This is a genomic window from Salinivirga sp. (genome assembly GCF_035268865.1).
Lineage (GTDB): Bacteria > Bacteroidota > Bacteroidia > Bacteroidales > Salinivirgaceae > Salinivirga.
The window spans coordinates 1-15,375 of the sequence record NZ_DATFKB010000169.1; the positions used below are offsets into that span (position 1 = coordinate 1).

At 39.5% G+C, this 15,375-nt stretch carries 11 protein-coding genes; 5 read left to right on the forward strand and 6 right to left on the reverse strand.

All coding sequences use genetic code 11. The features are described 5' to 3' along the window. The first annotated feature begins 175 nt into the window (after window positions 1-175). Window positions 176-328, forward strand: coding sequence for a hypothetical protein (locus tag VJ937_RS10015; RefSeq protein WP_324066759.1), 153 nt, complete (start codon window positions 176-178; stop codon window positions 326-328). Between the two features lie 336 nt (window positions 329-664). Here the strand turns inward: VJ937_RS10015 and VJ937_RS10020 are convergent, their stop codons facing one another. From VJ937_RS10020 to VJ937_RS10030, 3 genes are read right to left on the reverse strand one after another with little or no spacing between them, the layout of a single operon-like run. Continuing rightward, entirely contained in the window at window positions 665-1,666 is a 1,002-nt protein-coding gene (locus tag VJ937_RS10020) for an FAD:protein FMN transferase (protein WP_324066760.1), read from the reverse strand. Between the two features lie 60 nt (window positions 1,667-1,726). After that, complete coding sequence (locus tag VJ937_RS10025) at window positions 1,727-2,404, reverse strand: response regulator transcription factor (protein WP_324066761.1); 678 nt, start codon at window positions 2,402-2,404, stop codon at window positions 1,727-1,729. A gap of 12 nt (window positions 2,405-2,416) precedes the next feature. Beyond that, a complete protein-coding gene (locus tag VJ937_RS10030; protein WP_324066762.1) occupies window positions 2,417-4,456 on the reverse strand; it encodes a tetratricopeptide repeat-containing sensor histidine kinase in 2,040 nt (679 codons plus the stop codon). Window positions 4,457-4,622: 166 nt separating this feature from the next. Between VJ937_RS10030 and VJ937_RS10035 the strand changes: the two genes are divergently transcribed. Further along, window positions 4,623-7,910: a T9SS-dependent choice-of-anchor J family protein gene (locus VJ937_RS10035; RefSeq protein ID WP_324066763.1), complete on the forward strand. Its 3,288-nt coding sequence runs from the start codon at window positions 4,623-4,625 to the stop codon at window positions 7,908-7,910. Window positions 7,911-7,973: 63 nt separating this feature from the next. Here VJ937_RS10035 and ispE read toward each other — a convergent pair whose 3' ends face one another. Next, on the reverse strand, window positions 7,974-8,783 hold the full coding sequence (gene ispE, locus VJ937_RS10040; protein WP_324066764.1) for a 4-(cytidine 5'-diphospho)-2-C-methyl-D-erythritol kinase: 810 nt from the start codon (window positions 8,781-8,783) through the stop codon (window positions 7,974-7,976). A gap of 272 nt (window positions 8,784-9,055) precedes the next feature. On the opposite strand from ispE, the gene dnaB reads away from it, so the two are divergent. The 3 genes from dnaB (at window position 9,056) to VJ937_RS10055 (ending at window position 13,752) form a co-directional block, all read left to right on the forward strand. Continuing rightward, on the forward strand, window positions 9,056-10,597 hold the full coding sequence (gene dnaB / locus VJ937_RS10045) for a replicative DNA helicase (protein ID WP_324066765.1): 1,542 nt from the start codon (window positions 9,056-9,058) through the stop codon (window positions 10,595-10,597). 79 nt (window positions 10,598-10,676) lie between these two features. After that, on the forward strand, window positions 10,677-11,945 hold the full coding sequence (locus tag VJ937_RS10050) for an asparagine synthetase B (RefSeq protein ID WP_324066766.1): 1,269 nt from the start codon (window positions 10,677-10,679) through the stop codon (window positions 11,943-11,945). A gap of 142 nt (window positions 11,946-12,087) precedes the next feature. Then, entirely contained in the window at window positions 12,088-13,752 is a 1,665-nt protein-coding gene (locus tag VJ937_RS10055) for a formate--tetrahydrofolate ligase (RefSeq protein WP_324066767.1), read from the forward strand. 87 nt (window positions 13,753-13,839) lie between these two features. Here the strand turns inward: VJ937_RS10055 and smpB are convergent, their stop codons facing one another. Then, entirely contained in the window at window positions 13,840-14,283 is a 444-nt protein-coding gene (gene smpB, locus VJ937_RS10060; RefSeq protein ID WP_324066768.1) for an SsrA-binding protein SmpB, read from the reverse strand. A 142-nt stretch (window positions 14,284-14,425) separates the two neighbouring features. After that, window positions 14,426-15,375: hypothetical protein (locus tag VJ937_RS10065; RefSeq protein ID WP_324066769.1), on the reverse strand; the 950-nt coding region annotated here is incomplete at its 5' end.

Consider the following 15,375-nt stretch of genomic DNA (forward strand, 5'->3'; position numbering starts at 1 on the left):
TGATGTAAATAGTGGTTGGTATGTTGACACAAATGATGTCTCAAGCCAGTTTAATACTGATTAGAATACCTACGAAATAAAGGCTAAAAACATTGACCTAATTTGTTCAGATAAGGCTCCAATAGCAAGGCTGAAACCCAATTACAGTATTGAAGTTCAATTGAATCATTTGGTAATGAATGGTAGTGCAGGTTTAGTCTTTAATGGTATAGAAAACGGTGATCTATCCGATTCTTATCTATTTCAGCTTAAACCCTATGCAGGGCGATACCGGGTTATCAGAAAAAATGAGCATTCGGGTGATGAGTGGACGCACTTAACAGAGTAGTACCTTTGCTATCCACATTTATATGAACCCATTACCATAAGTCTGAGCCAAAATCAGAGCATTGCCACTTTTTATTTAAATGGCGATATTATTGAAGAAATTTCAGGCCTGCCAACACACCCGGAAGGTGTCAATGTGAGAATTTTCGTTTCCAGCTTCGAAACCGGCACAGACACGCTTGCTACTCCCATTATTTGTGAATTCGATGATTTTGAGGTTTCCGGTAAATAGTTTTTGAATAATTAAAATGCACCCTAAATACATAAAGAAATATTGACCAGACAAGCAAAAAGATTTAAAAACTCCTTACGGGTATCTATTTGCAAAAATCTATTCTTAATCTTTCAAATGCGATTGCATTCCATCAGAATATTTTACTTCAAATGGTTCATCTTCGCCACTTAGTATAAAATAAGCCTCTAGTTCAGGATCTTGCTCCACAATATCCATGGAGGCATGATATCCAAGCACCATAAACGCGGTGGCGTAGGCATCTGCTGTCATACAATCGGGAGCCAGTACAGAAGCACTAAGTAACCTGTGCTGTACCGGATATCCGGTTTTCGGATTGATTGTATGTGCATATTTTTGGCCATTTTTCTCATAAAACTGTCGGTAATTACCCGAAGTTGCAAGCGCCCCTTTATTGATATGGAGTATACGCTGTATTTTGCGATCCATAAGTGCCTGATCTTCTGTGGGCTCATCTATACCTATTCTCCAGGCTAGTCCGTTGGGATTTTGGCCTTTCACGCGAATTTCGCCACCGATCTCAACCATATAGTTTTTTATGCCTTTTTTCTCAAGTTTTTCGGCTGCCTGATCTACAGAGTAACCCTTGGCAATGGCACTGGCATCTAATTGAATGGCTGCTGTGTCTTTATTCAGATTGCCATTGATTAAATGTACCTTTTCGTAACCAACGTACTCCAAAATGGTTGCAATCGAAACAGAATCGGTTCGCTGTGGTTCGGTATAACCAAATCCCCAGGCATTTACCAATGGAGCAACAGTTATGTCAAAAGCGCCATGTGTTTCATTTGCAATTTCTTCAGCTTTTCGGTATACATTCAGAAAATGGTCGTCTAACACTACAGAACTATCGTTCTGATTAATGCGACTGATTACTGAAACAGGATCATATGTAGACAAAGATTTATCAATGCGTTGCATCGTACTACGTAGTTGATCGTTGTAATCTACTCCGTTTGGCGATTCATAAACGACGTGATAAAATGTACCGTGGGCCTGTCCCTGGTTCTTAATATATTTACTTTTATCCTGATTACAAGATGTTGTAACCAAAAATACAACTAAAATGAGTGTTAAATATTTCATGATGTATGTAATTTTATATCTGATTTTCAGCATATAATTAAAACTAGTATTTCTATGATTTCACAAATCCAGAATATCATCAGATACTTTTGCTTTTATAAGATCATAATGCTGTATAGCAAAGCGCATTAAATTATTTGCTCCGTTAATATCAAGTTTACGTGAAATATTGTACCTGTGGTTTTCGATGGTTTTATAACTGTTAAAAAGCTCATCCGCTATTTCACTGGTTGTTTTGCTATTGGCTATATGCAATAAAATTTGTTTTTCTTTGGCAGAAAGTGCACTTAGCTTCTCATGAATAACTTCAAAATTTTTTACAAGGTGCTGATTACTATTCAGGAATGCTTCCGTCTCGGGAGAAAAATATGTTGCGCCCTGCTCCACCTGCTGAAGGCAAAGCAGAATCTCTTCCAGGGCATTCTCCTTGAATAAAAAGCCTGATGGACGTAGCCTCCAGGCCTGATAAAAGCTAAAGAAGTCAGCATGGCTGGTTATATATATTATTTTCACATTTAGCTGCATCGATTTAATCCACTGCCCCACTTCTACTCCATTCTTTTTGGGCATGTCGATATCGAGTAAAATGACATCTATTGGCTCCTGCTTGAGTAAATTTATACACGCACGTCCATCGCTAACTTCGCCAACAATATTATAATTATCGGTTCCGGCCAAAGCTGCCTTTATTCCTTCCCTGATTAATGCATGGTCATCTGCTATTGCAATTTTTTTCATACCCGATATAAATCAATGTACTGCTCTTTTATAATTCGTTTCAAAAGTTATCTCAACATGTGTTCCCTTATTGGGTCTGCTTTCAATATCAATAACGCCATTCATTTTTTTAACAAATTCATAAGTCAACGGCATACCAAGACCGGTGCCTTTTTCATTCTGAGTTCCGGCTCTGACCTTTTCTGACGTTCGGTCAAAAACCTTTTTCAGCTGATCACTTGTCATGCCCATCCCATAATCGGTAATGGTAATGTAAAGCCGATCATAATCTAATGTAGCTGTTATATCTATTTGACTATCTTTTTCAGAAAATTTTATTGCATTTGACAATACATTGCGCAACACAAACTCCATCATATTGAAATCGGTGTACCAACTTATGGACTCCGGCAAATTACTCCTTACACTAATATTTTTATTTGCAGTCATTCCATCAAACAAATGAATGGTTTTTGAAATTAGCTGAATCAAATCAACTTTTTGAGGTGCATATACAAGTGCATCTCGTTCTGTCATACCCCAGTTAAGTAAATTGTTTAGCAATTCGAGCAACGATATCAGGCGATTTTCGATCTGACCAGTATGGTTTTTAAGTGCATCCTCTCCAAACTGGCCTGCATTATTTTTGAGAATAAAAATCAGGTTTTTGATATCCATTAACGGACTTTTAAGATCGTGTCCTATAATGGCAAAAAGCTTATTTTTTGTAGATAACGCCTGCATAAGGTGGTTTTCGGACTCGCTCAATTGTTGGTTTATCTGGCTAAGCTCCTCATTTTGCTCGTTAATTTTGGCATTTTGCTCAGAAAGCAATCGGTTTTTCTTAATATGGGTCACAATATGGTACAATAAAACGGCTGCCAATAAGCCAAGTAAAATTAATCCTCCGATATATAGCTTCGAACGCAACTCCTGATTTTTTAGTTTTACAGCTTTCAGTTTTCTTTCCCTGTCAAGCAATGCGATTTCCTGTTCCTTTTGCATCAGATTGTATCGGGCCTCAAAACGGGCCATTTCCTGAAGGCTATTAATTTGTTGCATACTGTCAACCAGCATCATTGAAAGTTGATAGTATTTTACAGCCTGGCTATTCATATTTTTCAGCGCATACAAATCCGCAAGTTTCTTTGCAGCATTAATCTGAATAGCAGTATTGTTGTATTCTGCTGCGTAAACCATGCTTTCTTCATAAGCTTTTTTAGCTTTAGCGGTTTTACCAAACTTTTCCAACAAGCTGGCCATATCAAAATATATAGAGGGTAAGTATTTAGATTCTTTTTGAGTTGCCAACTCCCTGGAGTTTTCATAATAGATCAACGCCTCATTAAAATTACCGTTATCTCCAGCAATTATTGCTAACCTGTGATAGGCAATGATACGGCTAGTGGCCGATTCTGTATTGCGTGCATGAGATATAGCTTTTCGAAAGAAAATTTTTGCAGAATCGGGTTGCCCCATTTCTGCACTCATATCGCCAAGCTGGTTATATAATTTAATAATCTGTTGCTGAGCATTGCTCTTTTTAAAGTAAATCAATGCCTGACTAAAATACTGATTCGCTTTGGGAAAGTTTAAAAGTGCCTTAAACATTTTACCTGTTTTGAAAAAACCCTCACCCCACTTCAGGGTATCATCCAAAGTGCGGGCAAAAAGTATCATTTTTTTATAATAGCTCAGAGCTTTTGTATAATGCTCCCTGCGTTCAAAATAAAGGCCCATTGCCTCTACAGCATTCAAATACTTTCTAAGCTGCCTTGATTTAAGCCCTTGCATAAATTTTCCAATCCCAACAGTATCGTTACCCATATTTTTTTGCAAATGGCCAAATAAACCCAGCACCTTACTTTCGAGAGAATCATTATGGAACTCGTTAAAATCAGGCAATGCCGATAAAAGTGTATCCAATGCCTTATGGGTGTCTTCAAGCTTATAAAGACTATCTGCCACACGGTATACCTTCTTCACCTCCTCCTCGACAGGACTCTGAGCTTTGGCAATTTGCGCTACAAATAGCAGTGCCCCGATAAAAGCCAGAAATAAAAACCTAGACATTTGCATGGTTAAACGGGTTTAGCCTACAAATTTATAAAAATTGAGGGTTCACCCTCACGAAAGTGCAACAATTGAACCCCTATATTAGCCGCCACAATAATTAAAAAATTAATTGACTGGTTAAAGCCGGTATTTCATTAAATGTCAGTTACTAAAATAAAACCTTATGAGATTTAAATTTACAATTACGACACTTTGCATGTTACTCTCCTTTGCATTTTTGCAGGCACAATCTTATGTGCAGATAGGTAGCGGAGACGTATCCACATCTTATCCCGTTTACGGATACTATAATTACGCATGGTACAGCTCAATTTACGAACAAGTTGACCTTGGTGGAGCAAAACAAATAACTCAAATTGCGTTTGATTGTACCAATGGCCCCAAAACCAATGCCAATCAAAAAATTTACATTAAACACACATCGAACGATATTTTTGCCAGCTCTGCTTATGAAAATCCTGAAAGCAATGGCTATACCCTGGTTTTTGATGGCGATATTACCTTTGATGGCTGGACAGTTATTACACTTGACACGCCATTTGATTACAACGGAAGCGATAACATAATTGTGCATTACGAGAACCGCGATGGGAATTATGATTATGAAAGCTTTAACTCTACAGCTTCCACAACGCATAATAATAAATCAGCCGGTAGCGACGAAACTTTCCCAACAAGTGCAGGAAACCTGAACCCATATCCTTCTTCGCTGCCCAATATTCGCTTTTATTATGCATCAAACGGGCCCGGAACACCCACCAATCCTAATCCAGCGGAGAATGCCATTTATGTTGATGCTGAAACGCTACTGGAATTTGACCTTGATGAAAACACAGCTACCTATGATGTATATTTCTCTGCAGATGAAGCAAGCGTAATCAATCAGGAAGCAGCTGCTCTAATTACTGACGATGCGGTAGCATCAGGTGCCGGAACTTATAATGCTGATCCTTCAACAGAATTACTTGACTCAAAAACCACATATTATTGGCAGGTAGTGGCAAATGATGGTACAGAGACAAGCACCTCACCCGTTTGGGCATTTGAAGTGCAGAAAATTATAAGCCAATTCCCTTATGACCAAAATTTTGAAGGCACTTCTGATGTAGTATTTCCAATTATTTATGCGCCGGATGAAAGTGACTGGAACTGGACAACAGGAACCGGCTCCTGGAATTCGCGTGGCTCTTATGCCCAAAATGGAGATTCATGCGCATATATTTCACCATCTTTCCTCGATGAAAATACAAATTACGAACTCGTAACACCAAGATTCAATTTACCAGAAAATATGCAAATTTCGTTCTGGTGGTTTAATGGTGATTCAATCCCCGGTGAAAAAATTGCCAATGTAGACTCTTGCTATTTTCAGGTGACATCTGACGGTGGAACCACCTGGACAACCCTGGCCAGGCTGGCACCTGCAGAAGCACAGGAGCAATATGTGCAGGAAGTGGCAGATCTCACCTCTTATGCAGGAAATAACACTTATCTGCGTTGGGTATATAAAATAATTGATGCTGCCAGTTATCCAAAACCAGTATTTCTTGACAATATTGAAATTAAGGCTTCATCATCAGGCGCCGAAATTACCTTAAACCCAACAACCCTTGCATTTGGAGATATTTACACAGGTGGTTACTATGAAATGCCGGTAGCCATATCTAATGGTAATGCAAACCAGGCTCTCACCATTACTAATGTGAACACACCCGATGGATATACATGTAACTATTCCGGCACAATTGCAGGAGGTACATCAGATACCGCAATTATTAGTTTCGAACCAGCTACAGCAGGTACATTTAATGGCGATGTTACTTTCAATATAGATGGTAACTTCTCAGGTGAAAACAGCGTTTCGGTAAGCGGAAACGGACTGGAGCCCCTGACAGAAATATTTGAATATTTCGATAATACGGAAGTTAACTCATTACCTGAAAACTGGAATAAAATTGACAACCCGGATAACGCATACCATTTTGCCAAAGTCGTAAGTGCACTCTCTTACGAATATAATTCAGCACCTAACGTATTGCGACTTTACAATGCTTCTGATTATACACATCCACTAATGGCAATTATGCCCGGGCTAACTGACTTTGACACTAATATTCTGGAATTTTATGCCATTAAATCGGCCCAGGACAGCCTTGACCTGTTTGTAGGTGTAATGGATAATCCAAAAGACCCAACAACCTTTTCGGCGACAGATACCATTCAGATAACTCAGGAACTTACAAAGTATAGCATATCATTCGATGCAGCAAACACAAAACCATACATTGCATTTGCACATGGACTCAATGACAGTGTTACAAGCAGTATAAGAATAGACGATGTGGTTTGGAAAAATCCGAATAATAGTGGCTTACCCAATGCTGCCGGCAATATTTATCCGATTGACAACAATACGAATGTGGACATTATGAATACCATCCCCTTCAGATGGAGCAATGAAGGTGGTGAGCCAACAGGATACCGTTTTTCAATGGGAAGCTCATCAGAAGCATTCGAAATTGTAAATAATGTTGATGCAGGCAACCTCACCCAATTTAATTTTAGTGATGAGCTGGAATATAATACAACCTATTTCTGGAAAGTTGTGCCTTACAATGAAAATGGAGATGCCGAAAATGTGGAAATCTGGTCTTTCACTACCATGCCTGACCCCACCATTAGCGCTTACCCCTGGAGTGAAAATTTCAATAACTACACAACGCACTTTTTACCCGATGGAGAACCGAGGTATCCTATGGGATGGTCACTGGAAACCAATAACACAGCATGGGATAAACTGGCCAATAATGCCACATTCCCCAATAATGCAAATAGTGATTCCATAGCAATGCACGTTATAAATTTCGATTTCTCAAACCCGTTAGACGACTGGCTTTTCACACCGCCAATGCAAATGCAGGCAGGTAATGACTATCACATTTCATTCTGGTACAAAGCCATTGATTTTGTTGGCGATGGCACCTTTGAAAAAATGGAAGTAAAAATTGGAAATGCACATACAGGAACAGCTATGACTGAAGAAATTTTCTTCGATAATAACATTACACCAGCTGATTATCGTGAATATACAACCATATTTTCACCTTCAACTTCCGGAGCCTTTTACATTGGGTTTCATGCCATGAGCGATCCGATGCAGGGAATCCTGGCAATTGACGATGTAAGCGTCGACGAAGAGGTAGGAATTACAACCAACGAAACCACTGAACCTACATTGAAGGTTTATCCTAATCCGGGTAAAGGAGTTTTCCAAATTAAAGGCCGCGGAGCATACAAGGTGGAAGTGTTAAATGCTATTGGTAAAATTGTGATCAGAAAGCAAATGCTGGATGCCACAAGCATAGACCTTACCGGCTACAGCAAGGGACTTTACATAATTAATCTAAAAACAGGAGATAACACATATTCCCGTCGCATAATACTTAACTAGTTCATATAATATTCCCCAAAAGGCCTTCATCAATGCTTATGTTAGCATTTTTGGGGGCTTTTTTTATAATTTTATACTTTTAATCAAACGTGCATTGGAACAAAAAAATGGTTCCGGTTCATCATTAAATAGCCCATAAATAGCACTACCGCTCCCACTCATGGCAGCATAAAAAGCTCCGTGTGCATAGAGGCTTTCTTTAATATTTTTTAATTCAGGATATATCGGAAAAACACTTGCTTCAAAATCATTGATAAGATTCTTTTGCCAGGTATTGGCCGGTTGAGATACTACATGCCTGACCGAGCGCTCTGATTCATGTGGTTCAATGTTACCATATGCTTCAGCCGTTGAGACATGTACTTTTGGCACAACCAAAAGCAGGTATTTGCCCGTTAAATCAACCTGCACAGGCTCAAGTTTTTCACCCCGGCCAGTGGCCAAAGCTGGCTCATTGTCAATAAAAAAAGCACAATCACTACCCAGCGTAGCCGCATTCTTTTTCATTTTCAGCGGGGATAAATCCAATTCAAACACCTCGTTTAATGCACGTATAGCAAATGCAGCATCGGCTGAACCACCTCCAAGGCCGGCTCCACTGGGAATTTTTTTATGAAGGTAAATTTTAATAGCAGGAATGTCGTATTGAGTTTTAAGCAGGCTCCAGGCTTTATAAATCAGGTTTTGCTCCATTGGTGTATCAATGAGCGTAGCTCCTGATTCAAAAAGCTCTGTTTTATTGGCCGGTAAAATTTCAAGAATATCGACCAGTGCAACAGGCAGCATAATGGTCTCCAATTCATGATAACCATCATCACGTTTATACTTTACATTTAAACCGAGATTTATTTTGGCATTGGGAAAAACAACCATTGATATTTTTTTTGCTTAACAATATTACAAATTTGTATTGATCCTGTTAATAATATTTTGTATAGTTTCTGGAAAAATTTTGAAATAAACTTAACTTTGTAAATCTAAAGCGTTGCATATAAAAGGCCAATCTGTTTAAGATTAATCCTTAAAGAATCAAGCCAATACAAACGGCAACCGATTATATATCGGTCAGGAATTGCCTACACCAAAAAAAGGGCAAACTGCAGTGCAATAGCAGCATAAAAATATATAATAAAACCAATTGCATTATGGCAAAAAAAGAATTCAAGAAAGAGAACCCTTCTAAATATGTCGATCACATAGCTGTTGATTCCGGGAAAGTGCCCCCAAACGCCTTAGAGATAGAAGAAGCCGTTCTTGGAGCTTTGCTACTTGAGAAAGATGCCATATACAGAGTTTTTGACCTATTACAACCCGAAACTTTTTATAAAGAGTCGCATCAGCATATTTACCAGGCTATAAAAGATTTGTCATCGGAAAATGAGCCCATTGATATGGTTTCTGTGATAGAACAGTTGCGAAAAAACAAAAAACTTGAAGAGGCAGGAGGCGATTATTACATTACTCAGCTCACCTATCGCATTGGTTCTATTGCTCACCTGGAGCACCACGCCAAACTAATTGCAGAAAAATTCATTCAGCGAGAGCTCATCAGAATAACAGCAGAGATACAACAAATGGCTTTCGATGAGTCCACCGATGTAGTTGAGCTGATTGACACCTCTGAAAACAAAATATACCAGGTTGCAGAGGGAAATATTAAAAAGCAAACTACTTCAATAGGTTCTGTGGTTGACGAAGCCATTGAACAAATTGAAGCTGCCTCGAAAAATAAAGATGAACTTAGCGGAATACCATCGGGATTCTCTAACCTGGATCGAATCACATCGGGTTGGCAGCCTTCAGACCTGGTTATTCTGGCGGCCCGTCCCTCAATGGGAAAAACGGCCTTTGCACTCAACATTGCCCGTAATGTGGCAGCACAATATGATACACCTATAGCTTTCTTTTCACTGGAAATGTCATCCATACAGCTGGTAAAAAGGATGATCTCTACTGAAACAGAAATCAGTCAGCAGCATATTAAAACAGGACAAATGGAAGATTGGGAATGGCAGCAATTGGAAAGCCGTTTACCAAAACTTCGCAATGCTCCACTCTATATTGATGACACACCAGGTTTGTCTATTTTTGAGTTGCGCGCCAAATGCCGTCGCCTGGTGCACGAAAAAGGCGTAAGGATGCTCATTATTGACTACCTGCAGCTTATGAATGCCGCCGGCCAATCGAGCCGCGAACAGGAGGTTAGTGTTATATCAAGATCGCTTAAAGCCATCGCCAAGGAGCTCGATGTACCTGTAATTGCACTTTCTCAGTTGAACCGTTCAGTTACAGCCCGGCAGGGAGAAAAGCGTCCAATGCTCTCTGACTTGCGTGAATCTGGAGCTATTGAACAGGATGCAGATATTGTAATGTTCATACACCGGCCCGAAGCACTTGGAATAACTGAATACGATGATGGTAGCTCGAGCATCGGTATGGCAGATATCATTATTGCCAAGCACCGTAACGGAGCTACCGATGATGTGCGCATGAGATTCGAAGGACAATATGCACGCTTTACAGATTACGATGAAGGCGGCTTGCCAGACCTCGAACCTGAGGGGACACCCGGAATCATTAAAGGTTCGAAAATGAATACAGAACCTGCAACTGCAGCCAAAGAGGAGTATAATCCGGGCGAAAATATGGGTGCCAATTACGATTTCGATGAGGGCGCTCCGTTTTAATCATTCAATGTAAACACAAAACATATATCGCCTTTCTTCGTTAGCCATTACACAGAGTGTAATAAAGAAATATCAAAAAATGCAATATTTAAAAAAATCCGCCCTCATTCTTCTTTTACTATTCATGAGCTTTCAGTGGCTGCATGCAGCTTTTATTTTAATCCCGATGGACGAAACACAAAAAAACCATCTTAAAGCTTATGGTATAACTTACTGGACGCTTCAAAATGATGTTTCCGGATGGTGGTTATTGAACTACAGAGGTGGGAGTTTTTTACTGCCCATGGCAACGGAGATTGAAGATGAATGTATGATCAGAGGTGTCTCCTATGAAGTTATTGCAGATGCAAAACGTAATGCCATTGTCAGCAAAATATCGCAGCCCGATATGAATATGGATATCGTGAAGCTAGATAAAGCACCCAATATTGCAGTTTACAGTCCGAAAGACAAACTGCCATGGGACGACGCCGTTACGCTTGCACTTACCTATGCCGAAATCCCCTACGATGTAATTTACGATCGTGAAATTCTGGATGGTGCTCTTAAGAAATACGATTGGCTGCACATGCACCATGAAGATTTTACAGGGCAATACGGAAAGTTTTACGGGGCCTATCATCACACAGCCTGGTACAGAAACCAGGTGCGCAGCGAAGAAGAAAAAGCCCGTGCTCTAGGGTTCGATAAAGTATCGAAACTTAAGCTTGCTGTGGTAACCACAATTAAATCATACGTGAACAGTGGTGGCTTTTTGTTCTCAATGTGCAGTGGCACCGACTCCTTTGATATTGCCCTGGCTGCACACAATACCGATATTTGCGCAGAGGTTTTCGATGGCGACCCACCTGCACCAAACTGCCAGGAAAAACTCGATTACAGCAATACACTGGCTTTTACCGACTTTACGATAAGCCTAAATCCCTACGAATATGAATTCTCAAACATTGACGTAACTCAAAACAGAAACGTCAACAAAGAAAAGGACTATTTTACGCTTTTTGACTTCTCGGCAAAATGGGATCCGGTACCAACTATGTTGTGTCAAAATCACACTGATATCATTAAAGGTTTCATGGGCCAGACCACGGCCTACAATAAAAAGTTCATCAAACCTGATGTGTTAATTATGGGCCAAAACAAAAGTGCCGGCGAAGCCCGGTACATACACGGTACTTATGGCAAAGGATTCTGGACATTTTATGGCGGACATGACCCGGAAGATTTCAGACATTTTGTCGGTGATCCACCAACTGACCTTCATTTACATTTACACTCCCCCGGATATCGGCTTATTCTGAATAATGTACTGTTTCCTGCAGCAAAAAAGAAAAAGCTAAAAACCTGATTAACTATTTTTTAGCAAGCAACTTGTTTTTGAATCAAAAAGCATTATTTTGTTCGTTCCATTTCAGGAGGGTATTGGTATTTTATTTGAATACATATAACACAAAATATCTATATAATTAAATATAAAATATTTTAAAATTATGAAGTCAGACATACAAATTGCAAACGAAGCTAATATTCAACCGATTACCGATATCGGATCAAAACTCGGAATTGACAGCAAAGATTTAGAGCTCTACGGAAATTATAAAGCAAAAGTACCCTTAAATTACATTGATCCTGAGAAGGTTAAAAAGAACAACCTTATACTTGTCTCAGCAATTTCCCCAACCCCTGCAGGAGAAGGAAAAACAACAATATCAATTGGGCTATCGCAGGGATTGAATCACATTGGAGCGGATTCGAGCGTTGTGCTTAGAGAGCCCTCTTTAGGCCCTGTATTTGGCATTAAAGGCGGAGCCACCGGAGGCGGAATGTCGCAGGTGCTGCCCATGGAAGATATCAACCTGCACTTTACAGGGGATTTTGCAGCCATCGAAAAAGCGCATAACCTGCTTGCCGCAATGATCGATAATGCAATACAGCACCGTACGTTAAATATCGATCCGCGTACTGTACTCTGGAAAAGAGTAATGGATATGAATGACCGTTCGCTTCGTAATTCGATAGTTGGACTTGGTGGACGCACATCAGGTTTCCCGCGTGAAACAGGATTTGACATCACCGCAGCATCAGAAATTATGGCCATTTTATGCCTTGCAGAAGATTTCAAAGACCTAAAAGAACGCATTGGTAATATATTCATTGGATACACCTTTGATAAAAAACCAGTTTATGCACGCGACCTTAAGGCCCACGGTGCCATGGCTGCACTGCTGCGCGATGCCATAAAACCTAACATAGTACAAACACTCGAAAATACGCCTGCATTTATACATGGCGGACCGTTTGCAAATATTGCCCAGGGTACTAACTCCGTTATTGCCACAAAAATGGGTATGTCATTATCTGATTATGTAGTAACCGAAGCTGGTTTTGGTTTCGATCTGGGTGCCGAAAAATTCTTCGACATCAAATGTCAATCATCAGGGCTATCGCCAAAAGCTGTAGTATTGGTGGCCACTGCGAGGGCACTTAAGTACCACGGTGGTGCCGACCTTGACAAGGTAAATGAACCCAATATGGAAGCGCTCAAAGCCGGAATCAGCAACCTGGAAAAACACCTTGAAAATATACAGGCATTTAATGTATGTGCAGTTGTAGCAATTAACAAATTTGCCACTGACACCGATGAAGAGTTGGAATACATAAAAAAACGTACCGAAGATCGAGGCATTAAAGCTGTAGTAGCCGACGTTTGGGGACAAGGAGGTAAAGGTGCCGAAGATTTGGCCACTGAGGTTAAAATGGTTGTTGATCAATGCGAAAACAAATTTAAGCCAATGTATGATTGGGGATGGGATATTCCGAAAAAAATTGAAACTGTGGCTAAAAATATTTATGGTGCCGCCGCTATTGATTACACTTCAAGAGCAAAAGCCGATCTCAAAAAAATCAGCGAGCTGGGTCTCGATAATTTACCGATTTGTATTGCAAAAACGCAAAAATCATTATCAGACAATCCCAAACTAATTGGCCGCCCTAAAGACTTTGTAGTCACGGTAAGAGAAATAGAGCTATCATCAGGAGCCGGATTTGTAGTGCCCATTACAGGTAAAATAATGCGTATGCCCGGCTTACCCAAAGCGCCATCAGCTGAAAAAATTGATGTCGATGATGATGGTAATATCTCAGGATTGTTTTAATGAGATTCATAAGCCTCAAAATAAAAAAAAGCCAGTATCACTGTATTACGTGATGCTGGCTTTTTATTTTTATTAAAATTTTATAACCTAAAATTTCCGTATACGCTCCATATCCCTTTTCATATCTTTCTCCTTAATAGATTGACGCTTATCGTAAACCTTTTTCCCTTTTGCAAGAGCGATCTTCATTTTTGCCCATCCCCGATCATTAACAAATAGTCTTGTAGGGATAATTGTGAGCCCTTTCTCTTTAATTTTTCTTTGTAGCTTTCTCAGCTCCTTTTTATTCAACAGCAATTTCCGCTCCCGCTTCATTTCATGGTTAAAACGGTTACCAAAGGCATATTCAGCTATATGCATGCTTTTTACCCATAATTCTCCACGGTCAAAATAACAGTAAGCTTCGGCAATACTGGCCTTACCTTGTCGAATAGATTTTATCTCAGTGCCTGTAAGCTGAATTCCCGCTACGAATGTTTCAATAAATTCATATTCGAAAGATGCCTTCTTATTCTTTATGTTGATATTCATTTACGCTCAATTTTCAGTTTTAAAACGGCCTTGCAAAGTTAGCAAATTATGATGAGCGAGTAAAAGAAGCACAATTATTTACCTGGGCATGCACCAATTAACCTCTGCACACTGAAACAGACATCAAACCATAAGAACCAATTTACCTATTTGTCTCAGAAATAAATATGGCCCTTGAAATATTTTGTCCATTTCGAAAGAAAAATGTTCCATAATCATATCTTACTTCAAGATACTCGCTGGCTAATTTGTTTTCTACAATGATCACCCGCGTAATTTTTTTTCCGGGCAGATCATAGTATTCCACTGTTTTGCCATTTGGATATTTCCGTGCCAGTTTATTTAAAAAAACATCGTTTCGCTCCACTTTAGTGAAACCAGGAAATTCTTTTTCATTATTTTTTACTTTCTCAGGATAAAGAATACGATCAATTTTTTCAACCTGTATTTGTGGATATCGCTGATCAGGGTTAACTTCCAAAGCTTTAAGGTAAGCTACACGTGCAGCACTCAAAGCCTGACTTTCGAAATAACGATCAGCCAAATCTACATATTCCTGATACTTACGATGCTTATCTGATTGACTCTGTTTCCTGGCAATCTGGCTTCTTAAAAAACTAATCTGTTTCAATGCATAAGTATCTCCCTTCTGAATTGACAATGCCTTGTTGTAATATTCAATTGCTTCTCTGTATTTCACTTCACTAACAAGTTGATCTGCTTTCGCTAAAAACCGGCGATATTGTTGTAATCTGATATAGGAAGGATCAAACATTGGAAGCAGTTCATTGATATGCTTCACTTTGTAGCGCGCATATGAACTGCCCTCTACAATATCAAGCGCAAGGTTATAATGGAACCTGGCTTGTCTGAACCGATGGTGCTTAAACAATGAATCAGCATTTTGAAGCAAACTGATATACCGGTCGTAACCTTTTAAACTCTTTTTTAAATCCTTATCGATTTTCAGCATTTGTTCTGCGGGATAATCATTGGAGCGATCGAGAATAGATGCCCTTCGGTAAGCATTTATTGCATTAATTTGCTCTCCGTTCTTAAGCAAACTATCGGCGCGTTTTACTACTTTTTCAT